18 protein-coding genes and 1 tRNA gene are annotated in these 16,220 nt (G+C 56.5%); 6 read left to right on the top strand and 13 right to left on the bottom strand.

The window, feature by feature from the left end; genetic code table 11:
- Nucleotides 1–35: 35 nt before the first annotated feature.
- The 8 genes from IF654_RS07775 to dapA all read right to left on the bottom strand — a co-directional run bounded on the left by IF654_RS07775 (nt 36) and on the right by dapA (nt 6,379).
- Entirely contained in the window at nt 36–620 is a 585-nt protein-coding gene (locus IF654_RS07775; protein WP_047282363.1) for a hypothetical protein, read from the bottom strand.
- Between the two features lie 33 nt (nt 621–653).
- Nucleotides 654–1,379 carry a toll/interleukin-1 receptor domain-containing protein gene (locus tag IF654_RS07770; protein WP_194862613.1) on the bottom strand — a complete coding sequence of 242 codons (726 nt, stop codon included), beginning with the start codon at nt 1,377–1,379 and terminating at the stop codon, nt 654–656.
- A complete protein-coding gene (locus tag IF654_RS07765) occupies nt 1,376–2,119 on the bottom strand; it encodes a reverse transcriptase domain-containing protein (protein WP_194862614.1) in 744 nt (247 codons plus the stop codon). Before IF654_RS07765 ends, IF654_RS07770 begins: the two co-directional genes overlap by 4 nt.
- Before the next feature lie 562 nt (nt 2,120–2,681).
- Nucleotides 2,682–2,771, bottom strand: a tRNA-Ser gene (locus IF654_RS07760).
- 91 nt (nt 2,772–2,862) lie between these two features.
- Nucleotides 2,863–3,576: a phosphoribosylaminoimidazolesuccinocarboxamide synthase gene (gene purC / locus IF654_RS07755; RefSeq protein ID WP_047274084.1), complete on the bottom strand. Its 714-nt coding sequence runs from the start codon at nt 3,574–3,576 to the stop codon at nt 2,863–2,865.
- A gap of 28 nt (nt 3,577–3,604) precedes the next feature.
- Nucleotides 3,605–4,363 (bottom strand): MBL fold metallo-hydrolase, encoded by a 759-nt coding sequence (locus tag IF654_RS07750; RefSeq protein WP_047280172.1) that lies wholly within the window; start codon nt 4,361–4,363, stop codon nt 3,605–3,607.
- A 4-nt stretch (nt 4,364–4,367) separates the two neighbouring features.
- Nucleotides 4,368–5,483: an outer membrane protein assembly factor BamC gene (bamC, locus tag IF654_RS07745; protein ID WP_194862615.1), complete on the bottom strand. Its 1,116-nt coding sequence runs from the start codon at nt 5,481–5,483 to the stop codon at nt 4,368–4,370.
- A 17-nt stretch (nt 5,484–5,500) separates the two neighbouring features.
- Nucleotides 5,501–6,379 (bottom strand): 4-hydroxy-tetrahydrodipicolinate synthase, encoded by an 879-nt coding sequence (dapA, locus tag IF654_RS07740; RefSeq protein ID WP_047274078.1) that lies wholly within the window; start codon nt 6,377–6,379, stop codon nt 5,501–5,503.
- Between the two features lie 325 nt (nt 6,380–6,704).
- Here dapA and IF654_RS07735 point away from each other — a divergent pair, with 325 nt between their 5' ends.
- Both IF654_RS07735 and IF654_RS07730 read left to right on the top strand, forming a co-directional pair.
- The gene (locus IF654_RS07735) at nt 6,705–7,265 is read left to right on the top strand and encodes a glycine cleavage system transcriptional repressor (protein ID WP_047274076.1); all 561 of its coding nucleotides are present in this window, start codon (nt 6,705–6,707) and stop codon (nt 7,263–7,265) included.
- A 10-nt stretch (nt 7,266–7,275) separates the two neighbouring features.
- On the top strand, nt 7,276–7,749 hold the full coding sequence (locus IF654_RS07730) for a peroxiredoxin (RefSeq protein ID WP_047274075.1): 474 nt from the start codon (nt 7,276–7,278) through the stop codon (nt 7,747–7,749).
- 47 nt (nt 7,750–7,796) lie between these two features.
- On the opposite strand, the gene queF is transcribed toward IF654_RS07730, so the two are convergent.
- Both queF and copI read right to left on the bottom strand, forming a co-directional pair.
- A complete protein-coding gene (gene queF, locus IF654_RS07725; protein ID WP_047280170.1) occupies nt 7,797–8,627 on the bottom strand; it encodes an NADPH-dependent 7-cyano-7-deazaguanine reductase QueF in 831 nt (276 codons plus the stop codon).
- 82 nt (nt 8,628–8,709) lie between these two features.
- Nucleotides 8,710–9,246 carry a copper-resistant cuproprotein CopI gene (gene copI / locus IF654_RS07720; RefSeq protein ID WP_047274070.1) on the bottom strand — a complete coding sequence of 179 codons (537 nt, stop codon included), beginning with the start codon at nt 9,244–9,246 and terminating at the stop codon, nt 8,710–8,712.
- Nucleotides 9,247–9,397: 151 nt separating this feature from the next.
- Between copI and IF654_RS07715 the strand changes: the two genes are divergently transcribed.
- Together IF654_RS07715 and IF654_RS07710 are read left to right on the top strand one after the other, a co-directional pair.
- The gene (locus IF654_RS07715) at nt 9,398–10,078 is read left to right on the top strand and encodes a heavy metal response regulator transcription factor (protein ID WP_047274069.1); all 681 of its coding nucleotides are present in this window, start codon (nt 9,398–9,400) and stop codon (nt 10,076–10,078) included.
- Nucleotides 10,078–11,442, top strand: a complete 1,365-nt coding sequence (locus IF654_RS07710; RefSeq protein WP_194862877.1) for a heavy metal sensor histidine kinase — start codon at nt 10,078–10,080, stop codon at nt 11,440–11,442. The genes IF654_RS07715 and IF654_RS07710 overlap by 1 nt, the downstream gene beginning before the upstream one ends.
- 63 nt (nt 11,443–11,505) lie before the next feature.
- Here IF654_RS07710 and IF654_RS07705 read toward each other — a convergent pair whose 3' ends face one another.
- From IF654_RS07705 to IF654_RS07695, 3 genes are all read right to left on the bottom strand, one after another.
- The gene (locus IF654_RS07705) at nt 11,506–12,750 is read right to left on the bottom strand and encodes a lipoprotein-releasing ABC transporter permease subunit (RefSeq protein WP_047275678.1); all 1,245 of its coding nucleotides are present in this window, start codon (nt 12,748–12,750) and stop codon (nt 11,506–11,508) included.
- A 61-nt stretch (nt 12,751–12,811) separates the two neighbouring features.
- On the bottom strand, nt 12,812–13,495 hold the full coding sequence (lolD, locus tag IF654_RS07700; protein WP_169835868.1) for a lipoprotein-releasing ABC transporter ATP-binding protein LolD: 684 nt from the start codon (nt 13,493–13,495) through the stop codon (nt 12,812–12,814).
- A 7-nt stretch (nt 13,496–13,502) separates the two neighbouring features.
- Nucleotides 13,503–14,753: a lipoprotein-releasing ABC transporter permease subunit gene (locus IF654_RS07695; RefSeq protein ID WP_047274060.1), complete on the bottom strand. Its 1,251-nt coding sequence runs from the start codon at nt 14,751–14,753 to the stop codon at nt 13,503–13,505.
- A gap of 94 nt (nt 14,754–14,847) precedes the next feature.
- Between IF654_RS07695 and IF654_RS07690 the strand changes: the two genes are divergently transcribed.
- Both IF654_RS07690 and IF654_RS07685 read left to right on the top strand, forming a co-directional pair.
- Nucleotides 14,848–15,435 carry a PilZ domain-containing protein gene (locus tag IF654_RS07690; protein WP_047274058.1) on the top strand — a complete coding sequence of 196 codons (588 nt, stop codon included), beginning with the start codon at nt 14,848–14,850 and terminating at the stop codon, nt 15,433–15,435.
- Nucleotides 15,436–15,475: 40 nt separating this feature from the next.
- A complete protein-coding gene (locus IF654_RS07685) occupies nt 15,476–16,198 on the top strand; it encodes a glycerophosphodiester phosphodiesterase (protein WP_047274055.1) in 723 nt (240 codons plus the stop codon).
- Nucleotides 16,199–16,220: the final 22 nt, after the last annotated feature.

The raw sequence follows: 16,220 nt of genomic DNA, 5'->3' as shown, positions 1-16,220 counted from the left end.
AGCTCACAGGCCTACATCTCAAGCTGATCGAGCCTCTATTGCAATGGCTCGCCTAAGCTTAACTGCCCTCGCTTTTGCAAATCATTGGCCAGCCAGAGTCCGGCTTTTGTCATTAAAAAGTAAGTAGCCGCAGTAAACCCAACTTGAAAATTATCTACGGCATTTACTACCTTGCCATCCGAACTAATTTTCGCCTCCCTCACTGGCCCTTCATAACCGTGGATCATACCGACATCCACTGTAAACAAATCCACCAGCTCAAAGTATTTATCCATATCAGACTGCATGATTTTATGATCGAGATTGTGAGCAAAATGGTTTCTAATTTTATTTATATGCTTTAAAGCCCTTGCCAAATCAGCCGGCAAGCCAGAAGCTATCGATGTAGTTAGTCTTTCATTAAAATGGCGGAGAATTTCAGCACTCTTGCCTTTTCCACTAACGAAAAACTCGATATTTTCTGGATAAATCCTTTCTTTCAAATAGACGCTTAAAAACCGCTCGCATATCAGCTGCAGTCTTATCACGCAAATCCCATCATCACCTTTATTAAGAACATCGGCATACAAGCTTGGATCAATAAATTTTACAAAATCGTGATTTACCTGAACATAAGTCATGTTTTTTCTCGATGAGTTAAAATTTTTTATAAATTATGATGCCAGCAAAGCTTTTATTTTTTGTGCTATTTCGTCAGGATTTTCTTGCCAAACAACATAAAGCTTGTCGCTCATCAAAAAATTATTATTGAGAATTTTTTCTTTATCTCCATGAATTAATGGCAGCAGTCGTTTGGTCCCACCAGAAATATCCCCATTGAGAACGGCGTTGATTTCCTTTTGCGGCCACGCTTTCACAACAGAGTTATCAGTCATTACAGCAATCACATATTGCGACTTAATAAGGGCTTTGTTGATTGTTTCAATAAGAGAGTCACCCCACGCAATTTCCTTTGAGTCATAAAATGCATGAACACCGATTTTCGTAAGTGCTTCATACAACGGCTCCACAATGGCTGCTTTGTCTTCTGATGCATGACAGAGAAAAACATCGTACATTTTATATTCTTCCTTAATGGATTTTAAAAATTTAGGAGGGGTTTTATCATGCTCGGCCATTTTCAATATTAGTTTAACGTATGTTGGATCGTCTTTTCCTTTCACCATGGCGATAAAAGATAATCTACCATATATGTTATGCTTTAGTTTTCGCCCATCTTCCGTCAGCTCCACTTCGTCGGGATTAAGCTTCAGTATATCAATGAAATACTTACGCTCCGCCTCTTTTGGGTCTTGAATCCAGTGGTATATCGCGGCACGGACTTTGTTTTTATACTCAGCAGGAATGTTTACTTTTTTATTTGTTATTAGCCCTGTCACTTCCTGCCTGTCATACTTTGATTGAAGACGACTCTTTTTTCATTTATTTCAAAGCTGGCCCTCGAAAAAATATTGGCTAAATCTTCCCCAATGATTGTTCGCCCGTCGCTAACATGAGCGATTTCTCGGGGAAAATTCCTTTTCGCGGATAGTGTTATATCATCAGCGTATCTTGAATAAATAAGACGATGACTTCTTACATGCTTGATAATTCGATTATCCAAAATACTGGCAACAATATTCGACACAACTGGAGAGGTTGCAGCACCTTGGGGAAGGTAATTATTAAAACAGCAGATTTGAGCAATAACTGTCGCTACATCCGGATGAATTTCGAAAGGCTTGGCGATGAAAACAGCACGAACTCTACCAAAATTAATTGAACCAAAAAAATCTTTAATATCTACGTTTAACACCCAGTTAGATTTTTTATGCAGAATGGCATTTTGAAGTATGCCCCTTCCTTTAATAAAACCCTGAACGCAAGGTTTGAACTCTAAGTTCTCAGTCAAAAGCTCTGCCAATTTTTGCTGAATCACCCTCAATCCCTTTTGAGGCGAGTCAATCTTACGAAGACCGCCACGTTTTTTGGGAATCTCAAAGGATTTATATTTTTTTTCATCTGCTCGCTTGTAGCAGATAAAAAGAAGGTGTCCTTTTTTTACACCCAGAAGGTTGCAAAGAAGATCAAGAGAATCGAGCTTATGGATAGATCGACTTGGGGGATTCAGTAGCTTCAAGGCAGCCTCCAGCCTGTACGCTACCGGAGTAAGAAGCGGCACCCCCCGCTATTTACCTTACGCCCCGCGAGACTCATAACATTGCGAATCGATAGTCTCAGCGTAACTCACAGTAGCATATGTCCTTACATTAACGATCATTGCAGTGGTAGCACTGCATAGTTAAAGCTTGGAGGGGTGCCCTCGCTCTTTATGCCCGAAAGGCAAACACATGGCAATAGGACATTAGGACAAAGAGAGAAAAGCCAAAATAGACAAGTGGCTCCCGGGTGTACCCAGTCAGCCACCGGCAGCCAAGCAGGCACACCAGACACCCTCCAATACGTCTCAACGGGTCCGGACGCACTTTCCCCGGTCGACACCCTTTCACAAACCATAGACGGCCACAGAGGGTAACGGCTGATGGGCAGGGCGTTAACACTCATAACTCAATCGAAAAAGGACAGACGAAAAAAAACAGCGATTTATTCGCTGTGTTTTGCAAAAACTGCTGCAAACCACTGCTACAAATCACTGCTTTTTAACCTTCGTAACTCATTGATTTACAAAGGTTTTTCAATAATGGCGGAGAGATAGGGATTCGAACCCTAGGTACTGTCGCCAGTACAACGGATTTCGAATCCGTCCCATTCGGCCACTCTGGCATCTCTCCAACGGCGCGCATCATAACAGCACTTTTGATTCAGGCAAACCTTATTTTCAAAAAAACTGCGTGCTATCAGATGCTTGCGCGTTTTTACGGCTTAAAGCGGAACGCCCAGGCGGTTTGCCACTTCTTCGTAGGCTTCGATGACGTCGCCCAGCCCCTGACGGAAGCGGTCTTTATCCATCTTCTTGCCAGTGGCCTTGTCCCACAGGCGGCAGCCGTCCGGGCTGAATTCGTCGCCCAGTACGATCGAGCCGTCATGGAAGACGCCGAATTCGAGTTTGAAGTCGACCAGCATCAGGCCTGCGTCGTCGAACAGCTTGCTCAGCACCTCGTTGACTTTGAGCGACAGCTCTTTCATGCGTACCAATTGCTCGGCCGTGCCCCAGCCAAACGCCACCACGTGGGATTCGTTGATGAACGGGTCGCCTTTGGCGTCGTCTTTGAGGAACAGTTCGAAGGTGTAAGGGTTGAGCTTCATGCCCTCTTCTACGCCCAGGCGCTTGACCAGGCTGCCCGCCGCATAGTTACGCACGACGCACTCAACCGGGATCATGTCGAGTTTTTTCACCAGGCATTCGTTGTCGCCCAACAGCTTGTCGAATTGGGTCGGCACGCCGGCTTCTTCGAGTTTTTGCATGATGAAGGCGTTGAACTTGTTGTTCACCATGCCTTTGCGATCGAGCTGTTCGATGCGCTTGCCGTCGAACGCCGAGGTGTCGTTGCGGAACAGCAGGATCAAGCGGTTGGCGTCGTCGGTCTTGTAAACCGATTTCGCTTTACCGCGATAGAGTTCTTCACGTTTTTCCATGATGGGCTCCGCATGCTAAGTAGGTGGGCTAGGCGATTGTGCGCCAGTCTAGCCCTGAATCTTGATCGGCCAGTTGCAGCCAGTCCGGGTCGCACCCAAGGGTGTCGACAAAACATTGCCGGGCCAGCTGCGGCAGGTTGTTCTTGCTGCTCAGGTGGGCCAGCACCAGGTGTTGCAGGTCTTTCCAGCCCAACTCGGCCACCAGGCTTGCAGCCTGATGGTTGTTCAAATGTCCTTCCTGACCGCCCACCCGCTGCTTGAGAAAGTACGGGTAGTGGCCACGGGCAAGCATGTCGCGACAGTGGTTGGACTCGATCATCAACGCATCCAGATCGCGATAGCTGTGCAGCACGCCGTCGCAATAGGAACCCAGGTCAGTCAGCAAACCAAAACGTCGCTGACCGTCACTGAATACGTATTGCGTGGGCTCCTGCGCATCATGGGCGACCCGTGTGACGCTGATGCTCAACGCGCCAATCTGTAATGTCTCGCCACCCGCCACGTAACCAGCAGGCTCGAGGGGTTTGCGCATCCCGCGCTGGGTGCCACGGCTCATATAGACCGGCAAATTGTAACGCCGAGACAGTAAACCCACGCCATGCACGTGATCGGCATGTTCGTGGGTTACCAGAATCGCGCTCAGCTGGTGTGGACTGATGCCCAACCGAACCAAACGGCGTTCGGTTTCCCGCAGGGAGAAACCGCAATCAACCAAAACATATGTGCTGTCGCTGGCTATCAGCGTGCCATTCCCTTGGCTACCACTGCCGAGAACGGCAAAACGCATAGAATCAGCCCAAGTTGTCCTGGATCACGCCCAACACTTTGCGCGCCACTTCTGGCGACGCTACGGTGTTGATGTTCTCTTCGACCGTCACTTGCACCGCGTCGCCCACTTTGCTCAGGCGAATCTGATAACGCTCGGCACGGGCTTCAACTTCTTCCTTGTCCGGCTTGCTGCCGAACATACCGGCGAAGAAGCCAGGCTTGTCGTCTTTTTTCTGGGCTTTTTCAGCGAGGTTGATGTAGTACAGGCCCAACGTGCGGTTGATGTCTTCAACGCGCCATTCGCCCTGTTCCAGCGCACGACCCACGCTGGACCACGCACGGTCGAGGTCTTCGTTGAGCGTCAGCACCGGGTTGCCGCTGCCGTCTTCGTTCAGGGTTACGCGAGTCGGCGTGTCAAAGTCGCGGGCCGCGAGCAACGACACCGTACCGCCCTTGTCGGCGCTGCGGTTCATGCTGACCAGCATTTCATTGACCAGTGCCGCATCCAGCCCGGCGTTGACCGAACGGTTGGTGAAGTCGACGTTGGCAGTGCTGCCCGCAGGGCGGTTGGCGCTGACCACGTAGATTTCGCTGGTATTGCGCTGCACGCCTGGCTCGATACGGACTCGCAGGCGAGTTTCGCTGTCGGCGGCCAGACCGCTGCTGCCCAGGTGACGGACCATCGAGGAGGACAATTCGCTGGCGCCCTGCCACGTGGTGGTGAACTCGCCTGTTTGCGGGCGCTGCTCGTCGATACGGAAGCCGTTGTCCTGGAAGAACTGAAGGGCCAGCGGCCAGACTTCAGACGGAGAACGCTGCGCCATCAACCAGCGGCTGTCGCCGCTTTTTTGCAGGCTGAAATCGCTCGCACTGGTGGTCGCCACCAAAGGTTGCGGACGCGGTACTTCAAATTCGCCCTTGACGTTGTCATCCGGCACGTTGCTCGGGATCGGCAACAGCGGCACAAGGCGCTTGTCAGTCTGCACACCCGGCGGCAATTGCATTGGCGCCGTTTGTTGCGCCTCCAGATAGTCGCTGCCACGGTCCCGGAAATAACCCTCTGGACCCCACAGCCAACCGCAACCGCTGGTGCTGGAAATAATCACGGCTAGTGCGGAAAGTCCGGCCAATCGCTTCATGCGTAGTGCTTCCTCAATTAAACCAATACGCCGGACTGGCGCAGGGCCTGACGCAGCGGTTCGTGGCAGGCTTCGCTGAGCCAGGTGAGCGGCAGACGGATACCGTCCGGCATCATGCCCATCTCATGCAGCGCCCACTTCACGGGGATAGGGTTGGATTCGATAAACAGGGTTTTATTGAGCGGCATCAACTGTTCGTGAATGGCACGCGCCTTGACGGCATCGCCCGCGATCGCGGCAGCGCACAGATTGCTCATGGCACGCGGCGCAACGTTGGCCGTCACCGAAATATTGCCCTTGCCGCCCAGCAGCATCAGCTCAACGGCTGTGGCGTCATCCCCGGAGTACACCAGGAAGTCTTTGCTCACGCCGGCCAGGATGTCTTTGGCCCGCTGCAGGTCGCCAGTGGCTTCCTTGATGCCGATGATGTTTGGCACCGTCGACAGGCGCACCACCGTGGCAGGCAGCATGTCGCAAGCGGTACGACCCGGCACGTTGTAGAGGATCTGCGGGATGTGGACCGCTTCAGCGATGGTCTTGAAATGCTGATACAAGCCTTCTTGCGTTGGCTTGTTGTAGTAAGGCGTGACCAGCAGACAAGCATCTGCACCTGCCTTTTTTGCATTGGCAGTCAGCTCGATCGCTTCACGGGTCGAGTTGGCGCCCGTGCCGGCGATGACAGGGATACGCCCTGCGACTTGTTTGACAACGTGACGAATCACTTCGATGTGTTCGTTCACATCCAGCGTTGCCGATTCACCTGTAGTGCCAACGGCAACAATGGCGTTGGTGCCCTCTTGCAGGTGAAAGTCCACCAGTTTGCTCAGAGCGTCCCAGTCCAGGCGACCTTGTGCATCCATAGGTGTGACCAGTGCCACCATACTGCCCGCAATCATGCAACCGCTCCTGCCGGAAAAAGAGAGCCGTAATGGTACTGGCGCCTTGACCCTTGCACAAGCAACAGCGCGCCCGATGAGCATTCCCCTTCGCGCTGCTTTTCGCTACCCTTCAGCCTTTGATTGGTACTGATGTGCACGCGGGCCTGTTTTATGGCTCTTTATATCGCGCCCAAAGCCCCACCCAAACGCCGCCGTGCCGGGTTCGCACCCTTTGCCAACCTTGTGTGATGGCCGCTGCGTGCGAGGGTTTCGCGCCATAAAGTGCGTCACGGGCAACCCGTGCACCGTCCGTACCGACCACTCATCGTTTTAGGAAGGCTGAATGTCCACCCCCACAGTTCGCGAACAATTCCTTGTCATCAGTGCCCTTGGCGCCAACCCAATGGAGCTGACCAACGTCCTGTGCCGTGCCAGCCATGAGAACCGCTGCGCGGTCGTGACCTCGCGCCTGACGCGCCACGGCGAGTGCAGCGCACTGGTACTGGAAGTCACTGGCAGCTGGGATGCGCTGGCGCGCCTAGAGGCCGGCTTGCCATCACTGGCCAAAAAACACGCATTCACGGTCAACGTGATCCGCAGCGCGGCCCTCGAAACCCGTCCGCAAGCCTTGCCTTACGTGGCGTATGTCAGTTCGGCGTATCGTCCGGACATCATCAATGAGCTGTGCCAGTTCTTCATCGACCACAACGTCGAACTCGAAAACCTGACCTGCGACACCTATCAGGCTCCGCAAACCGGCGGCACCATGCTCAACGCCACGTTTACCGTGACCTTGCCGGCAGGCGTACAAATCAGCTGGCTGCGTGACCAGTTCCTTGATTTTGCCGACGCCCTGAACCTGGATGCGCTGATTGAACCTTGGCGTCCACAAAACCCGATGTAAGGAGCGCCCCATGGCTGTAGCAATCGATCAACCCGTCAGCGATTTCCAGATCGCTGCCACCAGCGAGAAAACCGTCAAGCTGTCCGACCTTAAAGGCAAGCAGGTGGTGATTTACTTCTACCCCAAGGACAGCACGCCGGGCTGCACCACTGAAGGCCAAGGGTTTCGCGATCACTACGCGGACTTCCAGGCGGCCAACACCGAAATCTTTGGCGTTTCACGTGACAGCCTCAAATCACACGAAAACTTCAAGGCCAAGCAAGGTTTCCCGTTCGAACTGCTGAGCGACAAGGACGAAGCTCTGTGCCAGTTGTTTGATGTGATCAAGCTGAAAAAGCTGTATGGCAAGGAATACCTTGGCGTGGACCGCAGCACCTTCCTGATCGACAAGGATGGTGTGCTGCGTCACGAATGGCGCGGGGTCAAAGTGCCCGGTCACGTTGAAGCCGTGCTGGAACAGGCCAAGGCGCTGAATAACGCCTGATGCCGCACACTTGCAGGCGCGTCCCCCGCGCCTGCAAGTCAATACGGTTACTGACGCACCAGGCGCAGGTTTTTGAACTCGGCCGTTTCAGTGGAACGGTACGGGTTGATGTCCAGCCCGCCGCGACGCACATAGCGCGCATACACGGTCAAGGCCTCGGGCTTGAGCAGGCGTTGCAGGTCGAGAAAAATCCGCTCGACGCACTGCTCATGAAAATCAGAGTGCTGCCGGAAGCTCACCAGATACGCCAACAGACTGGCGTGATCCAGCGCCGCGCCGCGGTATTGCACCACCACCGTGCCCCAATCGGGTTGACTGGTCACCGGGCAGTTGGATTTGAGCAAATGGCTGTAAACGCTTTCTTCAACCACGTGCGAAGCATCGCACTTCAAAAGCTCCGGACGAGGCTGCGCATAGTCGCTGACCGTGATGTCCAGACCGTCAATGCACACACCCGGCAAAACACCTACGCCATCAGCTTGCACTTCATCCAGCGTCCGTACGCGAACGATGACAGGCTTGCCCGATGCTTCTGACAAGTCAGATGTCAGGGTCTCAAGCAGGCTCGATGTATCCGGGAATACGGTCTGGTTCAGGGAGTTCAAGTACAACTTGAACGACTTGGATTCCACGATGTTGGGCGAATCGGCAGCGAAACAAAACTCGCCGATGGCAACGACCGGTTTACCCGACGGCAACAGCCACGACAGCTCAAAGCAGGTCCAAAAATCCACCCCGACATAGGGCAGCGTCTCGGCGCTCAGACCCAACTCTGCCCATTTTGCGGCACGCGGGATGGGGAACAGCAAGGACGGGGTGTAGGTGCTGATGTATTCACTGGACTTGCCCAGCGGCGAATGTTCGGCTGCGGGATGCATGACAAAAAACCTGGCTAGAAAAACCCCGCAATTCTATCGGGTTTACGCCCGGCTTTCAGCGCCCGCAGACGAACTTCACGATTTAAGGCGCTACTTTGAGCGTCCCGACCATGCCTGCCTGGTAGTGGCCGGGCACATTGCAGGCAAATTCGAGGTCGCGAGTACCGCTGAACGTCCAGGTCAGCTCAGCGGTTTTGCCCGGTTCGACCAGCACGCTGTTGGGGTCATCGTGGGTCATCCCGGCCATGGGCATAGAACCCTGCCCCATCGCACCATGGTCCATGCCGGCGTGGTGCATGCCTGTGGTGGTCATCGCCCCGCTTTGCTGCATCTTGAGCATTTCTTTCTGATGTTCGGCGTGCATCGCGGCATCGCCCAAGTTGAACTCATGCAGCAGTTGGCCCTTGTTGACCAGCACAAAGCGCACGGTTTCACCGGCTTTCACCTCAAGGGTCTTGGGCGAGAACGCCAGATCGGTCATTTCGATGTTAACCGTGCGCGTAGCGCTGGCAGCCGCTGCCGGGTGGCCAATCTCCGCATGACTGCCCGGCGAGGCCACGGCCGACACACTGAATGCCAACACACACGCCGCAAGGGCCAAACGATTACGTAGGGTCATAGGTACTCCAGAAGGCTACTATTCGAACATTCCCTGACTTTAAACCTCGGTACTGGCAGTCAACTGACCGAAAGATTACAACTTTGTCAGGATTACCCTTCGCCACACGCGCCGCTGTATAAGGCTGAGGTATTTTTTTGATAGGTCGCCCATGAAACTGCTGATTGTTGAAGACCAGCCCAAAACCGGGCAATACCTGCGACAGGGCCTGAGCGAAGCGGGTTTCATCACCGAACTGGCTGCTGACGGCATCACTGGCCAGCACCTCGCCCTGACCGGCGACTATGCGCTGTTAATCCTCGATGTGATGCTCCCCGGTCGCGATGGCTGGCAAATCCTGCAAGCGGTGCGCAGCGCCGGGCTGGACATGCCGGTGCTGTTTCTCACCGCCCGCGATGCCGTTGAAGACCGCGTTCACGGCCTGGAATTGGGGGCCGACGATTACCTGGTCAAGCCCTTTGCCTTCTCCGAGCTGCTGGCGCGCGTGCGCAGCCTGTTGCGGCGCGGCAGCAGTACCACCCAGGAAACCAGCCTGCAACTGGCCGACCTGCGCCTGGACCTGATCCGCCGCCGCGTAGAACGCAATGGCCAGCGCATCGACCTGACCGCCAAGGAATTCTCGTTGCTGGAGTTGCTGCTCAGGCGTCAGGGGGAAGTGCTGCCCAAATCGCTGATTGCCTCTCAAGTGTGGGACATGAATTTCGACAGCGACACCAATGTTATCGAAGTCGCCATCCGCCGCCTGCGCCTGAAAATCGATGACAGCCACGACCAAAAGCTGATCCACACCGTACGCGGCATGGGCTACGTGCTTGAAGAGCGCACGCCGTGATGCGTCGCCTGTCGCTGAGCAGTCGTCTGGCGTTGCTGTTTGCGGGGTGTACGGCAGTGGTTTCGCTGTTCGCCGGGGTGCTGTTCGGACGCGCCAGCGAAGTGCATTTCGTCGAACTGGATCAGCAACTGATGGAAGCCCGGCTGGCAGGGTTGCGCAGCACGCTGAACGGCGTAAGCACCCTCGACCAGTTCTCCCGGCGCCTGCCGGTGTTGCTGCAAGATTTGAGTCATCAGCCCGATCTGAGCATTCGCGTGCGCGGCCCCGACGGTCACCCGTGGTTTGACAGCTCAACCAGCCTGCCCAACGATTTGCCCACCACCCCCGGCCTGGGCAGCCTGCAAATAAAGGGCACCGATTATCGCGTGCTCAATCCCCAGCCCGAAACGCCGGATGCACCCCGCTTGACCTTGCTCCTGGACATCACCCATCACCAGCATTTCTTGCAGCGCATGCAACGCTTGATCTGGATGACCGTCGGCCTCTCGGCGTTGGCCACCGCCATTTTAGGGGCGTGGGCGGCGCGCAGTGGCTTGCGCCCGTTACGCCGCATGAGCGCGATTGCGGCCAGTGTCTCGGCTGATTCGCTCACTGCGCGCTTACCTGAAGCGCAAATGCCTACGGAGCTTGCGGACTTGGCGCACGCCTTCAACGCCATGCTGGAGCGGCTTGACGCGTCATTTCAGCGCCTTTCAGCGTTCTCTGCCGACATCGCCCATGAGCTGCGCACCCCGCTCTCCAACTTGCTGACCCACACTCAGGTGACGCTAACCCGGCCACGGGACATTGATGCGTACCGCGAGGCCCTGCACAGCAACCTCGAAGAACTGCAATGGATGGCACAGCTGGTTAACGACATGCTGTACCTGGCCAAGGCCGACCACGGCCTGCTGACACCCAGACGCGAGCCGCTGGACCTGGCACAGGAGGTGGAGGCCCTGCTGGAGTTTTATGCGTTGCTGGCAGAAGAGTCGCAGATTCAATTGACCCATGAAGGCAGCGGCCAGTTGGCGGGCGACCGCAGCATGCTGCGCCGCGCCCTTTCCAACCTGCTGGATAACGCCTTGCGCTACACGCCCGCCGGTGGCGAGATCAAGGTGTGCATGGTGCCCACGGCAGACCGCTTGCGTATCACCGTTGAAAACAGCGGGCCTGGCATCCCCGCAGCGTTACTGCCGAGCCTGTTCGACCGGTTTTACCGGGCGGACCCGGCACGCCGGGAAGGCAGCAGTGAACACGCAGGCTTGGGACTGGCAATCACCCAATCGATCATTCGCGCCCATGGCGGGCAGATCACCTGTGAGTCACAGGCCGGGATGACGCGGTTTGTGATTGAACTGCCTACAAGGGCGCAGTCAATGTAGGCACTGGCGCAGGCTGCATGCCGTCGATCATCAAGCCTGCAGCCTGTGCGCACATGCGAGGGATCAGGAGTAACGCAATGCGTGAGCCGGCTGGATTTTCGCCGCGCGGTACGCCGGGTACAGCGTTGCCAGGAAGCTCAGCACAAAACCCGCCGTGCAAATCAGCAGCACGTCACCGCCTTGCAACTCGGACGGCAGGTTGCTGACGAAGTAGACGTCTGAACTGAAGATGTGTTGCCCGGACACCCGCTCCATCCAGCCCACCAGCGCGCTGACATTCAACGCGGCAATCACGCCCAGCACGCCACCGATCAAGGTGCCGACAATCCCGATCACCGTGCCCTGCACCATGAATATGGCCATGATCTGACGCGGCGTGGCGCCGATGGTGCGCAAGATCGCGATGTCAGCCCCCTTGTCGTTCACCACCATGATCAAGGTGGCGATGATGTTGAATGCCGCCACGGCCACGATCATCAGCAGCAGCAGACCAATCATGGTTTTTTCCATTTTCATGGCACTGAACAGGCTGCCCTGGGTGTGCGTCCAGTCGTCAGCGCGGTAGGCATCACCCAACCCGGCGACCACCTCGGCCGAGACCTTGGGCGCGGCATACAGGTCCTTGACGGCCAGCCGCACGCTTTGGACCTGATTCGGCGCCCAGCGCTGCATGGTTGCTGCATCCTCAACGTGGATCAGCCCCATGGAACCATCCAGCTCGGCCCCCACTTTGAAGATCCCGACCACGTTCAAGCGTTGCAGACGCGGGGTGATGCCACCCGGCGCGGTGCTGGCTTCGGGCACGATCAGGGTGATCTTGTCGCCGACGCCCAACCGGAAACGCCGCGCAGTGATATCACCCAATACCACGCCAAATTCGCCGGGCTTGAGGTCTTCCATGCGCCCCTGCACGATGTGTCGGGTCACGATGGACACCTGGCCTTCGAGTGCCGGATCAACGCCGCTGATCTGAATCGGCTGCATCGACCCCTTGTAGGAGAGCATCCCTTCCATCTCGGTGAACGGCACTGCGGCCGTGACCTCGGGGTTTTTCATGGCGGCTTCAGCCACCGGGCGCCAGTCATCGATGGGCTTTACGCCCACGACCGTGGCATGGGGCACCATGCCAAGGATGCGGTTACTCATTTCACGCTGAAAACCGTTCATCACCGAGAGCACCACAATCATGGCCAATACGCCCAGGGCGAGGCCGATCATCGAGGTCATGGAGATGAACGAAACAAAACGATTGCGGCGCTTGGCGCGGGTATAGCGCGTGCCGATAAAAATCGATAACGGTCTGAACATTCGCGGGCACCGTAAAAAAATAAAAGACCCGGCACCGGTCAGGGTGTCGGGTTTTGGCCGATCAAATCGTGGTCAGGCGACCTTCTTGAAGGTGCAACACGCGATCCATCTGGCGGGCCAGGTTCATGTCATGCGTCACCACCAGGAACGCGGTACGCATCGAGGTGCTGAGTTCGAGCATCAGGTCCTGAATGCCTTGCGCGGTATGGGCGTCAAGGTTGCCGGTAGGCTCATCGAGCATCACCAACCCGGGGTTGTTCACCAACGCGCGGGCGATGGCCACGCGCTGGCGCTCGCCACCGGACAACTCGGCCGGCTTGTGCTCCAGACGGTGGCTCAGGCCGACACGGGTCAACAGTGCCGTGGCCCGCTCCCGCGCTTCGGGAATCGATGTCTTGCCGATGAGCAGCGGCATGCACACGTTTTCCAGCGCCGTGAACTCGGGCAACAAGTGGTGAAACTGGTACACGAAACCCAGTGAACGGTTACGCAACTGGCCACGGGCCTTCTCGCCCAGCGCCGACAGTTCTTCACCCGCCAGCCACACACTGCCGGTAGTCGGCGTGTCGAGGCCACCGAGCAAATTAAGCAAGGTACTTTTGCCCGAGCCCGAGGTGCCGACGATGGCCACACGCTCACCCGGGTGCAACTCCAGTTGCAGGCCCGACAACACCACCACTGACTCCGGGCCTTCCTCGTAGGACTTGCCCAGGTCGCGGCAACTCAACACTGCTTGTTCTTTCATGCCCAACTCACTCATAACGAAGCGCCTGCGCAGGCTGGGTGCGCGCAGCACGCCAGGCCGGGTACAAGGTCGCGAGGAAACTCAGAACCAATGCCGCGCCACAGACCATCAACACGTCCTGCGTCTGCAATTGCGACGGCAGGTAGTCGATGAAGTACACGTCGGCGTTGAGAAACTTGTGGCCGATCAGCCCTTCAAGGGCCGAGATCGCCGCGCTGACATTCAAGGCCGCCAGCATGCCCAGCACCGCACCAATGGCAGTGCCGACCACGCCGATCACGGTGCCCTGCACCATGAAAATGGCCATGATCGTGCCCGGCGTGGCGCCCAGCGTCCGCAGGATCGCGATATCGCCCTTCTTGTCGTTCACCACCATGACCAGCGTGGAAATGATGTTGAAGGCCGCCACGGCCACGATCAGCAACAGGAGCAGGCCGATCATGGCTTTCTCCATGCGGATGGCCTGATACAGGTTGCCGTGGGTGCGGGTCCAGTCACGGGCGTAATAACGGTCATCCCCCAGCTTTTGGGCGATTTCCCACGCTGTGCGAGGCGCCTGGAACAGGTCGTCGAACTTCAGGCGCAACCCCTGGACCTGATCGGGCTTCCAGCGCTGCAAACGCGCCAGGTCCTGCAAATGGGTAATGCCCAGATAGCCGTCGATTTCACCGGCGCCGACATGGAAAATGCCCTGCACCGTGAAGCGTTTCATGCGCGGAAACATGCCCGCCGGGGTCACCGTGACTTCCGGGGCCACGAACGTCAGCTTGTCGCCAACGGCCACGCCGAGCTTTTTCGCCGCCTTGTCGCCAATGATGATGCCGAAGCCGCCGGGCGTCAGTGAATCGAGCTGACCTTGCAACATGAACCGGTCAATGATCGACACCTTGCGCTCTTGCGCGGGGTCGATGGCATTGAGCAGGACTTTTTGCACGTTGCCGTCATGGGTCAGCAGGCCCTGCATCTGGGTGTACGGCGCCACCGCCTCCACCTTCGGGTTCTGCCTGACCTGGGCGGCCAGCGTTTGCCAGTCACTGATCGGCTGGTCGCCGACGATGGTCGCGTGGGGCACCATGCCCAGCACACGGGTGCGCATCTCATGATCGAAGCCGTTCATCACCGACAACACCACAATCATCACGACCACGCCGAGGGCGAGTCCGATCATTGAAGTCAGAGAAATGAACGACACAAAATGATTGCGACGCTTTGCACGGGTATAACGCGTGCCGATAAATACGAAGAGAGGTCTGAACATGTCGGGGCTTGTTCGAGGGAAAAGAAGACGTCCTTGTGGCGGGGCCTGATAAGCAGCTTTACACTCAGACCACAGCCGCCACCATGGGTTCGCCATGTCGACATTAGATGAAGCAGATCGCCGCGAATACTACCGTATCGATGATGTGATCGCACTGGAAATAACCCCGCTGTCGGCACCTCAAGCCGCGAGCACTGAAGTGTTGCAGGATGCTTCGCCTTTATTCAATTTACTCAGTGAGTTACACCTGAGCGAATTCGAGTCGCAGCACCTGCTGCGCCAGATCAGCGAACGCGACCGCACCCTGTCCAGCTACCTCAAAACCCTGAACAAACGGGTCGACCTGCTCAGCCAAGTGGTCGCACAAACCGTACTGGGCAAGATTGGCGAGCTGCAACCGGTCAAGCTGTCCGAAGGCGGCATTGAATTCGAGCATGCAAACGCCTATTCGCCGGGCACCCACCTCTCGATCAAACTGGTGCTGATGCCCCAAGCGCTGGGGCTTCTGTTGCGCGCCAAGGTCACCCATTGCACCCCACGCAACGGCCAGTTCGAGATTGGCACCGAGTTTGAAGCCATCACCGACGCACAGCGTCAGTTGCTGGCCCGTTACATCTTGCAAAAACAGGCCCAGGCACGCCGTCTGGCCCGTGAACAAAACGAAGCAGCCGAAGAAGAGTAAGCGCGTCCCGGCGCTGTGAATTGTGTATTAAGGAGCAATTGTGACCCTGATTTATGGCCATCGCGGCGCCAAAGGCGAAGCACCCGAAAACACCCTCGCCAGCTTCGAGCAATGCCTCAAGCACGGCGTGCGCCGCTGCGAACTCGACCTGCACCTGTCCAAGGACGGTGAGCTGATGGTGATTCACGATCCGACGCTCAAGCGCACCACCGACCGACGCGGCAAGGTGATCGAACACACCGCAGCCGATCTCGCGACCTATGACGCACGCAAGGGCGGCCCGGGCTGGGTGCATCCGTGCCCGATTCCACGACTCGAAGAGTTGTTTGAAAAGTGCGACTTCGAGCATTGGCAGCTGGAAGTCAAAAGCGCGTCCCGTACGCGGGCAGCGACCACCGTGCTGGCGATTCGCGAAATGGCCCAGCGCCACGGTCTGATGGACAAGGTCACCGTGACCTCAAGTTCCCGTGAAGTGCTTAAGGCAGCTATCGAACTGACACCGGACCTGTCCCGCGGACTGGTTGCCGAATACGCCTGGCTCGACCCGCTGAAGGTCGCGCAAAGCTATGGCTGCGAGATGCTGGCATTGAACTGGACACTCTGCACCCCGGAGCGCCTGGAAAAAGCCCAGCGTCAGGGTTTGCATGTGTCGGTATGGACAGTCAACGAGCCTGCACTGATGCGCAGACTCGCTGATTTCGGCGTAGATAGCCTGATTACAGACTTTCCCGGTTTGGCCACTGCCACCCTCGGGAATAGCTGAAATCGGTCTCCCCGGCCGGCTC

The sequence above is a fragment of the Pseudomonas lundensis genome (assembly GCF_015377145.2).
GTDB lineage: Bacteria > Pseudomonadota > Gammaproteobacteria > Pseudomonadales > Pseudomonadaceae > Aquipseudomonas > Aquipseudomonas lundensis.
This window is presented reverse-complemented; position numbering and strand designations above follow the sequence as displayed.